Source organism: Methanosphaerula subterraneus (genome assembly GCF_052055875.1).
In the GTDB taxonomy this organism is placed as follows: Archaea; Halobacteriota; Methanomicrobia; order Methanomicrobiales; family Methanospirillaceae; genus Methanosphaerula; species Methanosphaerula subterraneus.
In genome coordinates this window covers 1,506,032-1,520,383 of sequence record NZ_CP170508.1, presented here as the reverse complement: position 1 = coordinate 1,520,383, position 14,352 = coordinate 1,506,032, and the positions used below count along the sequence as shown (strand labels likewise).

General features: G+C 59.0%; 21 protein-coding genes and 1 tRNA gene. 19 read left to right on the top strand and 3 right to left on the bottom strand.

Going from position 1 to position 14,352, the window contains the following annotated elements:
• Positions 1-20: 20 nt before the first annotated feature.
• Positions 21-512 (top strand): CBS domain-containing protein, encoded by a 492-nt coding sequence (locus ACFKSJ_RS07280; protein WP_440949139.1) that lies wholly within the window; start codon positions 21-23, stop codon positions 510-512.
• Between the two features lie 2 nt (positions 513-514).
• On the opposite strand, the gene ACFKSJ_RS07275 is transcribed toward ACFKSJ_RS07280, so the two are convergent.
• Both ACFKSJ_RS07275 and ACFKSJ_RS07270 read right to left on the bottom strand, forming a co-directional pair.
• On the bottom strand, positions 515-1,681 hold the full coding sequence (locus tag ACFKSJ_RS07275; protein WP_440949138.1) for a cation:proton antiporter: 1,167 nt from the start codon (positions 1,679-1,681) through the stop codon (positions 515-517).
• Positions 1,682-1,746: 65 nt separating this feature from the next.
• The gene (locus ACFKSJ_RS07270; protein WP_440949137.1) at positions 1,747-2,382 is read right to left on the bottom strand and encodes a hypothetical protein; all 636 of its coding nucleotides are present in this window, start codon (positions 2,380-2,382) and stop codon (positions 1,747-1,749) included.
• A 27-nt stretch (positions 2,383-2,409) separates the two neighbouring features.
• Between ACFKSJ_RS07270 and ACFKSJ_RS07265 the strand changes: the two genes are divergently transcribed.
• The 7 genes from ACFKSJ_RS07265 to ACFKSJ_RS07235 all read left to right on the top strand — a co-directional run bounded on the left by ACFKSJ_RS07265 (position 2,410) and on the right by ACFKSJ_RS07235 (position 7,420).
• Complete coding sequence (locus tag ACFKSJ_RS07265) at positions 2,410-2,994, top strand: hypothetical protein (RefSeq protein ID WP_440949136.1); 585 nt, start codon at positions 2,410-2,412, stop codon at positions 2,992-2,994.
• Between the two features lie 98 nt (positions 2,995-3,092).
• On the top strand, positions 3,093-3,644 hold the full coding sequence (locus ACFKSJ_RS07260) for a hypothetical protein (protein ID WP_440949135.1): 552 nt from the start codon (positions 3,093-3,095) through the stop codon (positions 3,642-3,644).
• Positions 3,645-3,820: 176 nt separating this feature from the next.
• Positions 3,821-4,264, top strand: coding sequence for a NusA-like transcription termination signal-binding factor (locus tag ACFKSJ_RS07255; RefSeq protein WP_440949134.1), 444 nt, complete (start codon positions 3,821-3,823; stop codon positions 4,262-4,264).
• On the top strand, positions 4,261-4,560 hold the full coding sequence (hisE, locus tag ACFKSJ_RS07250) for a phosphoribosyl-ATP diphosphatase (RefSeq protein ID WP_440949133.1): 300 nt from the start codon (positions 4,261-4,263) through the stop codon (positions 4,558-4,560). The genes ACFKSJ_RS07255 and hisE overlap by 4 nt, the downstream gene beginning before the upstream one ends.
• A gap of 53 nt (positions 4,561-4,613) precedes the next feature.
• Positions 4,614-6,212: a phosphoglycerate dehydrogenase gene (gene serA / locus ACFKSJ_RS07245; RefSeq protein ID WP_440949132.1), complete on the top strand. Its 1,599-nt coding sequence runs from the start codon at positions 4,614-4,616 to the stop codon at positions 6,210-6,212.
• Between the two features lie 97 nt (positions 6,213-6,309).
• Positions 6,310-6,383 (top strand) — tRNA-Val (locus ACFKSJ_RS07240).
• 149 nt (positions 6,384-6,532) lie between these two features.
• A complete protein-coding gene (locus ACFKSJ_RS07235; protein WP_440949131.1) occupies positions 6,533-7,420 on the top strand; it encodes a sulfurtransferase in 888 nt (295 codons plus the stop codon).
• A gap of 6 nt (positions 7,421-7,426) precedes the next feature.
• On the opposite strand, the gene ACFKSJ_RS07230 is transcribed toward ACFKSJ_RS07235, so the two are convergent.
• Positions 7,427-8,167: a SagB/ThcOx family dehydrogenase gene (locus ACFKSJ_RS07230; protein ID WP_440949130.1), complete on the bottom strand. Its 741-nt coding sequence runs from the start codon at positions 8,165-8,167 to the stop codon at positions 7,427-7,429.
• Positions 8,168-8,797: 630 nt separating this feature from the next.
• On the opposite strand from ACFKSJ_RS07230, the gene ACFKSJ_RS07225 reads away from it, so the two are divergent.
• Genes ACFKSJ_RS07225 through ACFKSJ_RS07175 form a run of 11 tightly spaced genes read left to right on the top strand, consistent with a single transcriptional unit; the run spans position 8,798 to position 14,345 of the window.
• The gene (locus ACFKSJ_RS07225) at positions 8,798-9,811 is read left to right on the top strand and encodes a 50S ribosomal protein L3 (protein ID WP_440949129.1); all 1,014 of its coding nucleotides are present in this window, start codon (positions 8,798-8,800) and stop codon (positions 9,809-9,811) included.
• A 6-nt stretch (positions 9,812-9,817) separates the two neighbouring features.
• Positions 9,818-10,567: a 50S ribosomal protein L4 gene (gene rpl4p, locus ACFKSJ_RS07220; RefSeq protein ID WP_440949128.1), complete on the top strand. Its 750-nt coding sequence runs from the start codon at positions 9,818-9,820 to the stop codon at positions 10,565-10,567.
• Positions 10,564-10,812, top strand: coding sequence for a 50S ribosomal protein L23 (locus ACFKSJ_RS07215; RefSeq protein WP_440949127.1), 249 nt, complete (start codon positions 10,564-10,566; stop codon positions 10,810-10,812). Before rpl4p ends, ACFKSJ_RS07215 begins: the two co-directional genes overlap by 4 nt.
• Positions 10,813-10,822: 10 nt before the next feature.
• Positions 10,823-11,542, top strand: coding sequence for a 50S ribosomal protein L2 (locus tag ACFKSJ_RS07210; RefSeq protein WP_440949126.1), 720 nt, complete (start codon positions 10,823-10,825; stop codon positions 11,540-11,542).
• Positions 11,543-11,547: 5 nt separating this feature from the next.
• The gene (locus tag ACFKSJ_RS07205) at positions 11,548-11,961 is read left to right on the top strand and encodes a 30S ribosomal protein S19 (RefSeq protein WP_440949125.1); all 414 of its coding nucleotides are present in this window, start codon (positions 11,548-11,550) and stop codon (positions 11,959-11,961) included.
• Entirely contained in the window at positions 11,961-12,431 is a 471-nt protein-coding gene (locus ACFKSJ_RS07200) for a 50S ribosomal protein L22 (RefSeq protein ID WP_440949124.1), read from the top strand. The genes ACFKSJ_RS07205 and ACFKSJ_RS07200 overlap by 1 nt, the downstream gene beginning before the upstream one ends.
• Positions 12,432-13,136 carry a 30S ribosomal protein S3 gene (locus ACFKSJ_RS07195; RefSeq protein ID WP_440949123.1) on the top strand — a complete coding sequence of 235 codons (705 nt, stop codon included), beginning with the start codon at positions 12,432-12,434 and terminating at the stop codon, positions 13,134-13,136. It abuts the gene before it with no gap.
• Positions 13,137-13,340, top strand: coding sequence for a 50S ribosomal protein L29 (gene rpmC, locus ACFKSJ_RS07190; RefSeq protein ID WP_440949122.1), 204 nt, complete (start codon positions 13,137-13,139; stop codon positions 13,338-13,340).
• Positions 13,337-13,612, top strand: a complete 276-nt coding sequence (locus tag ACFKSJ_RS07185) for a ribonuclease P protein component 1 (RefSeq protein WP_440949121.1) — start codon at positions 13,337-13,339, stop codon at positions 13,610-13,612. The genes rpmC and ACFKSJ_RS07185 overlap by 4 nt, the downstream gene beginning before the upstream one ends.
• Before the next feature lie 11 nt (positions 13,613-13,623).
• Complete coding sequence (locus tag ACFKSJ_RS07180) at positions 13,624-13,950, top strand: 30S ribosomal protein S17 (protein WP_440949120.1); 327 nt, start codon at positions 13,624-13,626, stop codon at positions 13,948-13,950.
• Positions 13,947-14,345, top strand: coding sequence for a 50S ribosomal protein L14 (locus ACFKSJ_RS07175; protein ID WP_440949119.1), 399 nt, complete (start codon positions 13,947-13,949; stop codon positions 14,343-14,345). The genes ACFKSJ_RS07180 and ACFKSJ_RS07175 overlap by 4 nt, the downstream gene beginning before the upstream one ends.
• The last annotated feature ends 7 nt before the right edge of the window (positions 14,346-14,352 follow it).

The following is a 14,352-nucleotide window of genomic DNA, read 5'->3' as shown; positions in this document are numbered from 1 at the left end:
TGACGCAGAATCAGAGATCCATGAATGGAGCTGAAGCAGTGCAGTCCGACCTGGCACTGACCCCGGTCAGCGAGATCATGCGCGAGACCGTGCTGAAGGTCACCCCCGAGACGCCCGTGACCGAGATCTTCTCATGGTTTCGCAAACGGGGACACACCCATCTGATCGTCACCGACGCCGGAGGGAGCGTGCTCGGGGTGATCACCTCGTTCGACCTGCTCTCCGCGATCAGCCCGACGATCGGGATCGGGAGCGGAAGAAAATACCTGAGTCTCGACCGGCTGATCAAGTCAAACGCCCGGGTGGCCGGGGACCTGATGGCCCCGGTGCCGGTGATCATGCACGGAACAGAACCGCTGGTCCGGGCGCTCGAGATGATGGAGCACTATCGGTATCCCTATACGATCATCACCGATCAGCAGGGACACCTGACCGGGATCGTGGAGTTCGCTGATATTGTGAAGTTCCTCATCAATAAGGGACACGTCCTGGGCGGGAACACCTCCCCGTGAATCTATCCCGGGGGTGCCGGCTCAGCAGAACGTTTGAACCCCTGCTTCAGCAGCGCCGGGGTGATGACGATCGTGGCGACCACCGTCAGCACGGTGGTGGTGTAGAGCTCGTTTGAGATCAGCCCGGCCAGCAGGGCGTATTTTCCGATCGCCAGCGGGAGGTCTCCCTTCGGGCAGAGTCCTATCCCGACAAGGAGAGCCGATTTTACGTCTTTGAAGAACCAGATCGAGCCGAGATACCCGCCGAGGATCTTGGCCCCGATCGCGGTCAGCAGCATCGGAACGATCAGGGGAGAGACGAGGTTCTGCGGGGTGATCTCCAGCACCAGCCCGACCGATGCGAAGAAGAGGGTGACAAAGAAGCCGAACGCCGAGTCTGTCAGGGAATCGAAGAGCTGACGGTCGACCCGGATCAGATCCCCGAGGAGGAGGCCGGCCAGGAAAGCCCCGATCACGTAGTTGAGCCCTGCGATATGGGAGAGGAGGGCCCCGGTGATCGCAAGGATCAGGGCGACGGCATACGAGACCTCGTGGGAGGAGGCGCGGGATGACAGGGCGAAGATCCGCCTGATCAGAAACCGGCCGACGGTGGCCATCCCGATGATGAAGAGGAGGCTGATCCCGACCGAGACCAGCAGGTCGGTGGAACTGATCCCGTTCCCTGCTGCCATCGAGGAGAAGATACCGTACAGAGTCAGTGCGATCAGGTCGTCGAGGACGGCGACCCCGATGATCGTGGTCCCGATCTCGGTGTTGAACCTGTTCAGACCGACCAGCGTCGGGACCACGATCCCGACCGAGGTGATCGAGAGGATGATCGCGATATAAAACGAGAGGATGAGCGGCTGGTGCAGCAGTGTCCCGATCAGAAAGCCGGCGCAGATCGGGACTGCAGAGGCTGTCACCGCAGTCACCACCATCCGCGCTGTCGAAGAGACGAAGAGCTTCAGGTTCATCTGGCACCCGATGACAAAGAGGAGCATGATCACCCCGATCGTCGAGAGGGTCTCGATCACCTGATCGTGCGCGACCAGGCCGAGGAGCGAGGGGCCGAGGATCACCCCTGCTGCGATCTCACCGATCAGGACCGGGTACCCGGCCCGCTCCACCAGCTCGCCGAGCACCTTTGCCAGTACCAGGATCGCGATGATCGAGAGGAGGGTATCCATAACGCTTCAGCAGTATTCTCCCGTCCCGGTTAATAGGTGGTCCCTCTGATCGGGCGGCCCTCTCTTCACGCGAGCGCGGCCACCATCTGCCTGGCGATGCCGACGGCCTGATCGAGGGTCGCCTGGCCGTTGCTGGCATGGTACGTGACCTGCATCACCAGGTCTTTACTCCGGGCGCCGGCCTCTGCAACGTTCTTTTCGGTGTAACCATACCCCTCGTCGGCAAGGGTCTGATCTGAAAGCCGGTACTGGCTCGCCCGCTCCTGTATCCCCAGGTAGGCGGCATGCGCCTCGGTCGCAGTCTGGAACAGGGTCGCCGTCAGCGTGGCCCGGTCTCCGGCACTGTTGATCAGCGTCGCCGTGGCCGAGGTGTCGGTCCCTGAGTACGACTCCACCTTCCAGTCTCTGGCCAGATCCTGCACCATCTGCCCGAGGCCGTCGAGCGACTGTTCATCGGCGAGGGTGGCCTGAACTGCCGGCGTCGTGCCCGGTGTCTGTACCTGGCCGGCCTGCGAAGCAGATCCGACCTGACCCTCCAGCGATGTGCATCCTGCAGCAAGCACTGTACAGAGAAGAAGCAGCCCTCTGAGCAGGGCATATCTGCCGGTTATTCCGTCTATACCAGAACTATTGCTTGTCAGCCCGGAAATAGGTGTCCTGCCAGCACCTGCCCGGGAAGAATAGTTTATGTTGATCTCCATCGTATGCTACACCGGGAGATCAATCAGATGAGTCAGAATATACAATGGAAAGGATGCTGCCTGCCCGTGCTGCTGGTGCTCCTCCTCGCAGGGGCCTGCATGATCGCAGGATGCACCCAGGCACCGTCCGGGCAGTCGGATAAAGGGGTTCCGGTGAACACCTCGATAAAGACGGTCGATCCATCGGTCCTGATCCCGTTCATCCCGCCGGCACCACAGAACTGGGTGAACGAGAGCGAACCCTTCGGATATACGATGAATGACAACAACCAGGGCATCTCGTACTCCGCGGTATCGGGATCGTACACGAATGCGGCCAACAACAGCAGCACTGCAGAGGTGATTATCCAGGACACCGGCGGTGCCAAGGTTGGTTTCCGCGGGCTCTGGGAGAATCTGACTGCATCGGAGGGGACCCAGGCCTACTCGAAGAAGGTCGAGGTGAAGGGGAACCCGGCCTGGGAGATCTACGAGGCCCCTGACCGGTATGCGAGCTGGGTCTCTGTCGGGGATCGGTTCATGATCTATGTCGCCGTCAACGGCGGCAGCCGGACTGACTTCGATACATTGACCGGCTCGATCAACTATCAGGGACTCGCAGCCCTGAAGTGATCAGGCAGGCACTCTTTTTTTCTCAACCCGATCCCGCGGCTCTTCATCACAATCTTTAACTGTTCGCAATCAAAGCCTCTCTGTATGGAGACTGTTGTATGACCGGTCATCTCCGACCAGTAGGGTATATCGCGCTGATGCTGATGCTGATCTCTGTATGCATGACCGCGGGCTGCACCTCCTCGGAAAAACCGGTGGTCATCGGGCAGTTGCAGACGGTCGAGGCGCTCAAACCGTTTCTGCCAGCGGCGCCTGCCGGCTGGAATGTGACCCAGGAACCGCTTGGCGGACAGATCCCCGACGCTGCAGGGAAGCCGAGTGTGACCTTCGTCTCCGGTGCGTACATGATGAACAACAACCCTGCGGTGACGGCCGATGTCATGATCCAGGACTCGGCCAATGCAACGGCCGGGGCTCGGGAGGCTTTCGACTCCTTCAAACCCTCTGATTCCGGGGACGCTTACCTGCGGAAGGTCACGGTCGCCGGGTACCCGGCCTGGGAGACCTACCTCAAACCCGACCAGTACAGCGTGATGATCGCCGTCAATGACCGGTATATGGTGGTGATCGCCGTCACCTCCCCCCAGCGTGCCGACCTCGAGACCTTCGAGAAACAGGTCGATCTGGCAGGGCTTGTGGCCCTGGTATGACCCCCTATTACTCATCCGGGTCCGGATCCAGGACCATTCAAGCGATGAATTGAAGCTATCAAGCCGGCCGCACCGGGATCCGGCCTTCTCCGGTTTTTCCGGAGTCTTCGGGGAGCGGGAACCGGCGAAGATTTGGGTATATTTAATCCTCCCGCCGTGTATACTTTAAGAAGAACATGGAGCGTACCCTAGGATTCAAGGAGCGGCGGTATATCGAGGAACTCCGTATTCTGACCAGATCGACAGCGCTCGACTGTGTGATCGACGAACGTTTCGACCGGGTCATCTATGTGATACGGACGGGGGATATGGGGCTGGCCATCGGCAAGAAGGGGGAGAATATCCGCCGGCTGCAGAAAGTGCTCGGCAGACGGCTCGAGATGGTCGAGTACGACGAGGTCCCCTTCACGTTCCTCTCCAACATCGTCCGCCCCGCCGAGATCGCCCGTCTCGATGAGGACGGCGAGGGCGGCCAGGTGAACCTGCTTGTGAGGAGGCGCTCTGATCTCGGGATCGCCATCGGGAAAGGGGGATGTAACGTGGAAAAAGCTCGTATACTCTGCAAACGATTCTTTAACATGGATATCGGCGAGGTACTCCTTGAGGAGGATGCAGTATGACCGACACCGATCTGATCGCTGAGCTCTGGGATGTGATCGTCGATCGGCGCCTCCACCCGGTAGAGGAATCGTATGTGAACTCCCTCCTCTCTCACCGGAAAGGGATCGACAAACCACTCGAGAAGGTCGGCGAAGAGGCGACCGAGTTCATCCTCGCCGTGAAGAATGGCGAGTCCGGCCGGATTGCAGAGGAGGCGGCCGATCTGCTCTTTCACATGCTGGTCGCGCTGAACGCTGCCGATGTCGACCTCTCCCTGGTGCTCGACGAACTGGCATCCCGGCGCAGGTCCCGGTGAGCTGGTCTATCTCCCTTTTTAACAATACTGATTAAGTACGGGCCCTATACAGTATGGGGATTATTGTGAACTATCGAGTACTTGTGAGTGACCCGCTGGCTGAGGAGGGTCTGACCATCCTGCGCGATCAGGTCGAGGTGGATGTGAAGACCGGGCTTCCCGAAGACCAGCTGATCGCCATCATCGATCAGTATGACGCCCTGCTGGTGCGGAGCGGAACACAGGTCACTGCAAAGGTGATCGAGGCGGGAACACGTCTGAAGTTCATCGGCCGGGCCGGTGTCGGCGTCGACAATATCGATACCGACGCTGCGACCAGGCAGGGGATCATCGTCGCCAACGCCCCCGAGGGGAACACGCTCGCCGCAACCGAGCACACGGTCGCGATGATGATGGCCCTGGCACGGAACATCCCGCAGGCCAATGCATCGGTCAAGCGCCGCGAGTGGAAGCGGTCCAAGTTCACCGGCATCGAGGTGAACGAGAAGGTTCTCGGGGTCGTCGGATTCGGGCGGATCGGGAAAGAGGTCGCCAAGCGTGCGACCGCGATGAACATGCGCATCGTCGCCTACGACCCGTTCATCTCCAAGGAGAAGGCCGCCGAGATCGGGGTCGAGATCATGACGATGGCTGAACTTTTCACCGTCGCGGACTTCATCACCGTCCACACGCCGCTGATGAAGGAGACCACCCATATCATCAACGACGCCTCGATCGCCACGATGAAGGACGGGGTCAGGATCATCAACTGCGCCCGGGGCGGGATCATCGATGAAGAGGCGCTCTACCGCGGCCTGGTCTCCGGCAAGATCGGCGGGGCCGCGCTCGATGTCTACGAGCACGAGCCGCCGACCGATTCGCCATTGACCGAACTGGATCAGGTGATCATGACCCCGCACCTCGGGGCGAGCACTGTCGAGGCGCAGGTCAATGTGGCGATCTCGGTCGCGAAGCAGTGCCTCTCGGTCCTCTCTGGCGGTTCGGCGAAGAGTGCGGTGAACGCGCCGATGATCCCTGCAGACCAGCAGGAGTACGTCGAGCCGTTCGCGGTGCTGGCCGAAAAGATGGGCCGGCTGCTGATGCAACTGGTCGAAGGCCGGCTCGAAGCGATCGATGTGATCTATGGCGGGGAGTTTGTGGAGCGGAACAGCAACACCCGGTTCATCACCCGGATGGCCCTGAAGGGTATCCTCGACCGCCTGCTCCACCTGCCGGTGAACATCGTGAATGCCGAGTTCGTCGCCCACGAGCGCGGGATCGTGGTCAGCCAGACGGTCACCCAGGAGTCGCACGGGTTCAAGAACCTGATCACCATCAAGGTCCGGACGGACAAGGGCGAGGAGACGATCAGCGGGTCGGTCTTCTCGAAGGCACGCTCCCGGATCGTCGCGATCGGCGGGTATACCATGGACCTCGACCCGACCGGCTTCGTGGTCATCTCCAAGCACCTGGACAAGCCCGGCGTGATCGGCAGGGCCTCGACGATTCTCGGGCGCTGCGAGGTGAATATCGCCGGGATGCAGGTCGGCAGGATCCGGCCGGGCGAGGAGGCGATCATGGTCTTGAACGTCGACAGCGAGGTCTCCGACGAAGCGATGGACGAGATCCGGTCGATGCCCGGCATCTTCACGGCGAAGTTCGCCAGGATATGAGCACCATTTCCGGGACGGTTCGTAGGGATCGTCCCGGGAAGGAATACGAATTTTTTTATACTCGCCAGTTCAATATTATCGAGCACCACGCACACTGGGGCTCGTGGTCTAGTTGGTTATGACGTCGCCTTGACATGGCGGAGGTCTCGAGTTCGAATCTCGACGAGCCCATCCTCTTGCTTTTGTGAATTTTTTTTATTCCTGCATGGTTGACCGTCTGGTTCCCCGTGTTCCGGCCATATCCTCTTCAGCCATAGGTATATCCCTCTCAACACGCAATTTCCGGTCTGCCCCCGGTCGGGGGTGTCGGAGGAGATGGAATGGAGGGAACAGCACGTTATCCTGCGGGCGATAAGCCGGTGCAGTGGATATCGCCGGCATGGCTGCAGGACCGCATCGGGGACCGGGTACTGATCATCGATACACAGCCGGATGTCCATGAATACATCAGGGGGCATATCCCGGGCGCGGTCTATGCGCATGAGAACCTCTTCCGAATGCACCTGGGGGGGCATCCGGCCAGCTGGCTTCCTCCCGGGGTGGCAGAGGGCGTGATCAGAAATCTGGGCGTCTCCAGGTCTGGACCGGTGATCGTCTACGGGAGCAGGGGGGTGCGTTCTCCCTGTGGGACATTCCAGAATGACGGGGCCGGGCAGGCGCTGGTTGCCTATACCCTGGCCCGGTACGGGGTGAAGCATGTCTGCCTGTTGAACGGCGGCCTCGAAGCATGGGCTGATGAAGGCCGGCCGCTGGCGCGGGACTTCGGGTCCACTGCCCCTTCCTCGTTCACGGTCGACCTGCAGCAGGACTTTTTTCTGGAGTACTCGGAGTTCACGACGGTCAAGGACCGCGACGACGTGGTGGTGATCGATACCAGGCCGGCCGCCGTGTATGAAGGGGAGGGGGCCTGGGTCCGGGCCGGACACATCCCCGGCGCCGTCAACATTCCCTGGCAGTCGCTGATGGCCCCGGGGAACCCGATGCTGCTCCTCCCCGTCGACGAGATCAGGACGCTTCTGTGCGACCACTGCGCGACGCCTGACCGGACGGTCATCTGCTCGTGCGGCACCGGCCGGACTGCCACCTCCCTCTTCCTCATCCTGCGGTACTGCCTTGGCTATCCACATGTGAAGATGTACGAAGGATCGTTCTCCGGATGGACGCGGGACCCCGATAACCCGACGGTGATCGGCCAGCATCCCTGGTGACAAATATCAGCTTCTTTTTCCGATCGTTGCCGCGTAGATCACCGACAGTTCTGCCCCGTCGAGGCCGAGCAGACGGTTGATCCGGTCATCATCAAAGGCACCGATCGCACAGACGCCGGCCCCGATCGCTTCTGCGGCCAGGTACAGGTTCTGGCAGATATGCCCTGCATCCAGGTGCAGGTACCGGTATCCCCGTTCGCCATATCGCCAGGTCATCCGGTAGACGACGGCAGTCCAGAGGAAGGTGGCCGCACTCGTCCGGATGAAAGGCTGACCATAACAGGCCTCGGTGACCTTGTCGAAGAGATCCGGCTCGGTCGAGATCTCGAGGAGCTGGTGGTCCTGTGCCAGGTACCGATAGAGTCCCGGCGTCACCCCCTCGACACGGTTCAGCATCAGGTTGGTCTCGATCGCATGTCTGGCACCGGCGGACGGGACCGTCCTGAAGGTGTACTCCCCGTTGACGATACCCTTGATCCCCTGGGTCGTCCAGAGCAGGAAGGAGAGTTCGTCGAGGGTCAGCGGCGTGGAGGTATACTCCCTGACCGTGGTCCGGATATTGATCGCTGTCCAGAGGTCGAGGTCCGGTACAGCGAGTGAGTCAGGATTGGGCAGCCGTATGATCCGTCCCTTCTCATCATACGGGAGTTCGAGCAGGGGTTGGGGAAGTCCCATCGACTGGTCTGAGGGTCTCAGATCGTCCCCTGCCGTCTCTCTCATAAACCTGTGGCCGATTCCCTCTTTCATGCGTAATCACTCTGATCCCCCCTATTGAGAAGAGCTGACTTAAAGATTCGCCCGGCACCTGATCCTTGCGGAATCCAGGAATTAAGTCCCACATATTTATATCCGAATCTGTGCTAATATAAAGACACCTGTATGAAGGGCCTCTGCATGGGATGCAGGGAACCTAAGCCGTTAGCGCTTTGGAAACCTGGATCCCTGCGAGCATAGGGCTTTGCATGGGGAGACTCGGTCTTCATCGGTCCCCCCACAAAATCCGCGCTCTGCCGGGGTTCTCTCATACGGTCGCACCCGGCCCCGATGGCCGGGAATGCCGAGAGGAGTTGTGAGCGATCACAACGGGCTGACAGAAGCTGGATCTGAAGGACAGTGGGTGGACGTTCGTGCAACGAGCCCGTTCCTGCACTCTGCAGGAGATTGTCCTGTTCAGGATCTATTCGCGAGACAGGTACATTCTGGCGCACTCCAGAAGATGCTCACCATGAAAGGACGGTCCTGCCCCCTGCAGAAGGTGGCAGATCGCCCCGGACTGGCATAATCCTCAAGCGAAGTGCACTGCTCAATCTCGGGTTTACGATGAGGCATCGTCCCATCGGTAAGCATCAACAAACGCAGAGAAGGATTGATTAAGACATGGCAAATATACACAGGCCACGTAGAGGATCACTTGCATACAGTCCTCGCAAGCGTGCAAAGAGCCAGGTTCCAAAGTATCACTCTTGGCCTGCCCGCGATGGAGAGCCAATCCTCCAGAGTTTTGCAGGGTACAAGGTGGGAATGACGCACGTGATCATGGTCGATGACCATAAGAACAGCCCTACCGAAGGTAAGGACATTATGGTCCCGGTGACGATCATCGAGATCCCACCGATGAAGGTAGCAGCCATCCGTGCATATACTGCGGACACCTATGGAAAGCGGGCACTGACCGAGGTCTGGACAGAGCAGCTGAGCGCGGTGCTCGGACGCAGGATCACCCTCCCGAAGAAATACAGCGAGGAAGCAGGCTTCAAGGCCCTCTCCGAGGCTGTTGCAGCAGGGATGGTTACAGAACTGCATGCCCTGATGTACACGCAGCCTGAAACCATGACCGGTGTTCCAAAGAAGGTTCCTGAACTGATGGAGGTCTGTATCGGTGGCGGGACGCTCGAGCAGAAGGTCGAGTTCGCCCAGTCCATCATCGGCAATGAAGTGAACCTCGCAGATGTGATCGGGGCCGGCGAATATGCCGATGTGACCGCGATCACCACCGGAAAGGGAACCCAGGGTCCAGTCAAGCGCTGGGGGATCATGCTCCGGAAGAGGAAGCACTCCCGCGGCGGTAAGAAGCGGCACATCGGTAACCTTGGTCCATGGAACCCCCACCATGTCAGGTGGCAGGTCCCGCAGATGGGTCAGATGGGATACCAGCAGCGGACCGACTTCAACAAGCGGATCTTAAAGATCGGCGAGAATGGAGCAGATGTCACACCGGCAGGCGGTTTCCTCCATTATGGTCTGCTCCGGAATCCGTATGTGATGATCAAGGGCTCTGTGCCTGGACCGGTCAAGCGTTTGATCAGGATTCGGCCAGCAGTTCGGAAAGGAGAGCATCATGCACGCGTACCCGCAATCGAGTTTGTGAGTGCACAGAGCAAGCAGGGATGATCTGAGATGAAAGCACAGATTATAAGACTTGATGGCGGTGTCGCTGAAGAGATCGAGCTTCCTGCAGTCTTTGCGGAAGCGTACCGCCCAGATCTGATCAGGAAGGCAGTGGTTGCACTCCAGTCCACCCGCAGGCAGCCGCATGGGACCAATCCCTATGCAGGTATCTGCTCGTCGGCAGTCGGCTGGGGTAGCGGACGTGGTGCCTCACATGTACCGAGGCTGAAGAACGGTTCACGTGCAGCCAAGGTCCCCCAGGCAAAGGGTGGTCGGGCAGCCCATCCACCGAAGGTAGAGAAGATCCTGATCCGGGATATCAATAAGAAAGAGAAACAGAAGGCGTTCCGCTCGGCAATTGCAGCAAGCGTCTGTGAAGACCTTGTTCGCGCACGCGGGCACCAGTTCGAGGGTGCATGCCAGATTATCTTTGAGGACGCCTTTGAGGGGCTGACCAAGACCTCCGAGATCATCACGGCACTGACCGCAGCCGGCGTCTATGCAGATGTCGAACGCTCCAAGGCCTCAAAGAAGGTCAGAGCAGGGCGGGGAAAACTCCGTGGCCGCAGATACAAGCAGCGCAAGAGCCTGCTGATCGTGACCAGGGAAGAGCCGCTCGCAGCAGCAGCGAACCTGGCCGGGGTCGACGCGGTATCGGTGAACGCACTGAACACCGAACTGCTGGCACCGGGTGCACAGGCAGGACGGTTGACCGTCTGGACGCAGGGCGCACTCAACTGGCTTGGTGAGAGACGATGATCCTGAAGTACCCGTTTGTAACAGAAAAGGCGATGATGACCCTGGAGTCCCAGAGCAAACTCCAGTTCCTCGTTCGCAAAGAGGCAACAAAGCCCCAGATCAAACGTGAGATCGAGAAATTCTTCGGCCATGACGTGACCACAGTGAAGACACTGATGACCACAAAGGGCCACAAGAAGGCTATCGTGAGTTTTGCTGACCAGAAGGCCGCTGAAGAGATCCTCAGCCGGCTGGGGATTATGTAAGGTGAGCTAGATGGGACATCGAATAAAGACGCAGAACCGTGGCCGGGGGGGCCCGACCTATCGCGCACCCTCACACCAGTACAAGGCAGAGCTGAAGCATCTCGGTAATGACAAGGTCACCGTCCGTGGCGTCATCATCGATATCGAGCACGACCCTGCCCGGCACACCCCGATCGCACTGGTCAGGCTCGAAGGAGAAGGCAAGAAGGTCTATCTGCTGGTCACTGAGGGGCTCGGTGTCGGCGATCAGGTGGCCTGGGGCCCGGAGGCCGAGGTCAAGAACGGCAACACCATGCCGATCAGCAAGATCCCGACCGGGTCATACATCTGCAACATCGAAGCACGTCCAGGTGACGGCGGCAAGTTCGTCCGGGCGAGCGGTGTGCAGGCGATCATCATCGACAAGACCATCGACCGTGTCGGCGTGAAGATGCCGTCAGGCAAGATGAAGTGGTTCAACAGCCGCTGCCTTGCCACGGTTGGTGTCGTAGCAGGTGGTGGACGTGGTGAGAAGCCGTTTGTTAAGGCAGGTAAGAAGTTCCACAAGATGAAGTCACAGGCAACCTACTGGCCTCGGGTCAGAGGTGTTGCGATGAACGTCATCGACCATCCGTTTGGTGGCGGTGGGCATCAGCACACTGGACGTCCGAAGACGGTATCCCGTGGCACTTCGCCAGGAAGAAAGGTTGGTTCAGTTGCTGCACGCAGAACTGGAAGAAGGAAGAGGTGAGCTAAATGGCGAAGAAAACGCAGAAGAGGTTGCCGCGACGGCGTGAGGAGTTTACCTATCACGGCTACCGTATAGAAGAACTGCAGGCGATGGCGATGAACGATCTCCTCCCTGTGATGCCCTCGCGGGCACGCAGAAAGATCGTCCGTGGCCTCTCCAGAGATGAAGAGCATCTGCTCGGTAAGGTCAGAGCAGGGGATGCACAGATCAGGACCCATCTCCGGTCCATGATCGTCCTCCCCGAGATGATCGGCAAGGAGATCGAGATCTACTCTGGTAAGGAGTTCATGAAAGTTGAACTCCAGCCAGAGTCGGTCTTCCACTACCTTGGCGAGTTCGCCCTGACCAGAAGGCGTGTCGCACACGGAACAGCCGGTATCGGTGCAACCAGGTCGAGTAAGTTCGTACCCCTGAAGTGATGAAGATGGCAGCACGAATAGCATATTCAAAGGCGGTCGAAGGGGAGAACATTGCCAAAGCGAAGGCAAACGAGCTCCCCTGTTCACCAAAACATGCGATCGAGATCGCCAAGTTCATCAGACACAAGAAGGTGGACGAAGCGATCGCATATCTGAACCAGGTCGTCGCATTAAAGAAGGCCATCCCGTTCAAGACGTTCAATCGGAACGTGGCGCATAAGCGCGGACTGGACAAGTGGGATGCCGGCCGGTTCCCGGTCAAAGCCTCCAAGGGTTACCTGAAGATGCTGGAATCGGTCAGAAAGAACGCCGAGTACAGCGGCCTCGACGGTGAGAAACTCGAGATCATCCATGTGACCGCCAACCGCGGCCGTGGACAGAACGCGTTCTTCCCCCGTGCGATGGGCAGGGCGACTCCGAAGAGGAGAGAGTCTGTGAACCTTGAGATCATTGTAAGAGAGGTGGAGTGAATGGCAGTCGAGAGAAAGTTCGTCGCTGAAGGCGTCCGCAAGGTCCGTGTCGAGCGGTTTCTGCTCCGGGACCTGAAGAGGGCAGGATACGGCGGCATGGACATCGCCCGCACCCCCCTCGGTACGCAGGTCACGATCTATGCAGAGAAGCCCGGTATTGTGATCGGGAAGGGTGGAAAGGTTGTCAGGCAGCTGACTCAGGACCTTGCAACCACCTACGGGATCGAGTCCCCGCAGATCGAGGTTCAGCAGGTGCAGAACCCCAACTACAACGCTCAGATCATGGCAGAGCGGCTGGCCAATGCGCTCGAGCGCGGCTGGTACTTCAGAAAGGCAGGATCCAACGTGGTCCGCCGTGTGATGGAGTCCGGTGCACTCGGGTGTGAGGTCGTCCTCTCCGGCAAGCTGACTGGCGCCCGGGCACGGGTCCAGAAGTTCACCGAGGGCTACATCAAGCACTCTGGTGAGCCCAGCATCACGATCGTCGAGAAGGGGTATGCAATCGCAATCAAGAAGCTCGGTACCATCGGTGTGCAGGTCAAGATCATCCCGCCGGATGCCAAGCTCCCTGACCAGTTCGAGATCCTCGATGTGAAGAGACCCGAGCTTCCTGCAGAACAGGAAGAGATCGCGGTCGTCGACATTGGCGAGGAGATCGATGCAGAACTCGCGAACACTCCGGATGAGTACGGCGAGGTGCAGTGAATGGCAATCTTCCGCGCTCGTGAAGTCGCCCAGCTCACCGATGTCGAGCTGACCGAACAGATGAGCAAACTCCAGCTTGAGCTGATCAAGCACAACGGCAAGGTCAGCGCAGGCGGTGCTACAGAGAACCCTGGACATATCAAGGAACTGAAGCGCACGATTGCTCGTCTGATGACCGAACAGAACCACAGGAGAACTGCGTGATAACGCCCCGGAACGTGGTCAGTCATGAACTGACTGGCTTACACGTTCTGGTGGTCGATGCATACAATCCCCTCCACACCAAAATTTGCGGCCAGATCATCGATGAGACCAGGAATCTGCTCGTCATCCTCACTAGGGGTGGGGTGAAACGGGTGCAGAAGGTCGGCACGGTCTTCCGGTTTACGCTCCCAGATGGGGCTCGCGTGGATGTGATGGGGAAGGTTCTGGCGGTACAGCCTGAAAGAAGGATCAATATCCGGTTGAAGAAGTAGAGGATACAAAAATGGCGAGAAATATTGGATTAAACGTCCAGCCTCCTGTAGAGGAGTGCCAGGATGTAAATTGTCCGTTTCATGGCAATTTGTCGGTGCGCGGCCAGGTGATCACCGGCAAAGTCGTGAGCGACAGAATGCTTGGCACGATCGTGGTGGGACGGGACTTCCTCCACTACGTACGAAAGTACAAGCGTTATGAGAAGCGGAGCTCGAAGCTGCATGCGCACAACCCCCCATGCCTCCAGGTGAAGGTCGGGGACATTGTGAAGATTGCAGAGTGCCGTCCCATCAGCAAGAGCACCAACTTCGTCGTTGTTGAGGTGCAGAAGCCATGAAGGCGAAACAGTCGACAATACCGCGGTCACTCTGCACAGGAACCAGAATGGCCTGTGTCGACAACACCGGGGCCCGCCTTGTTCAGGTCGTCTCTGTGGACCGCTTTCATGGGGTCCGCAGACGGCAGCCGAAGATGGGAATGGGCGACCTTGCCACGGTTTCTGTCAAGAAGGGCACTCCAGATATGAGGAGAAAGCTCGAGAAGGCCGTCGTGATCAGACAGAAGAAGGAGATCAGAAGGCCGAACGGGCTTCGCGTCTCCTTTGAGGACAACGCGATGGTGCTCGTGAACGAGAAGAACGAGCCGAAGGGAACTGAGATCAAGGGCCCGGTGGCCCGTGAAGTCGCAGAACGGTTCCCCAAGCTTGGATCGATGGCGACGATCATCATCTAAAGGTGGT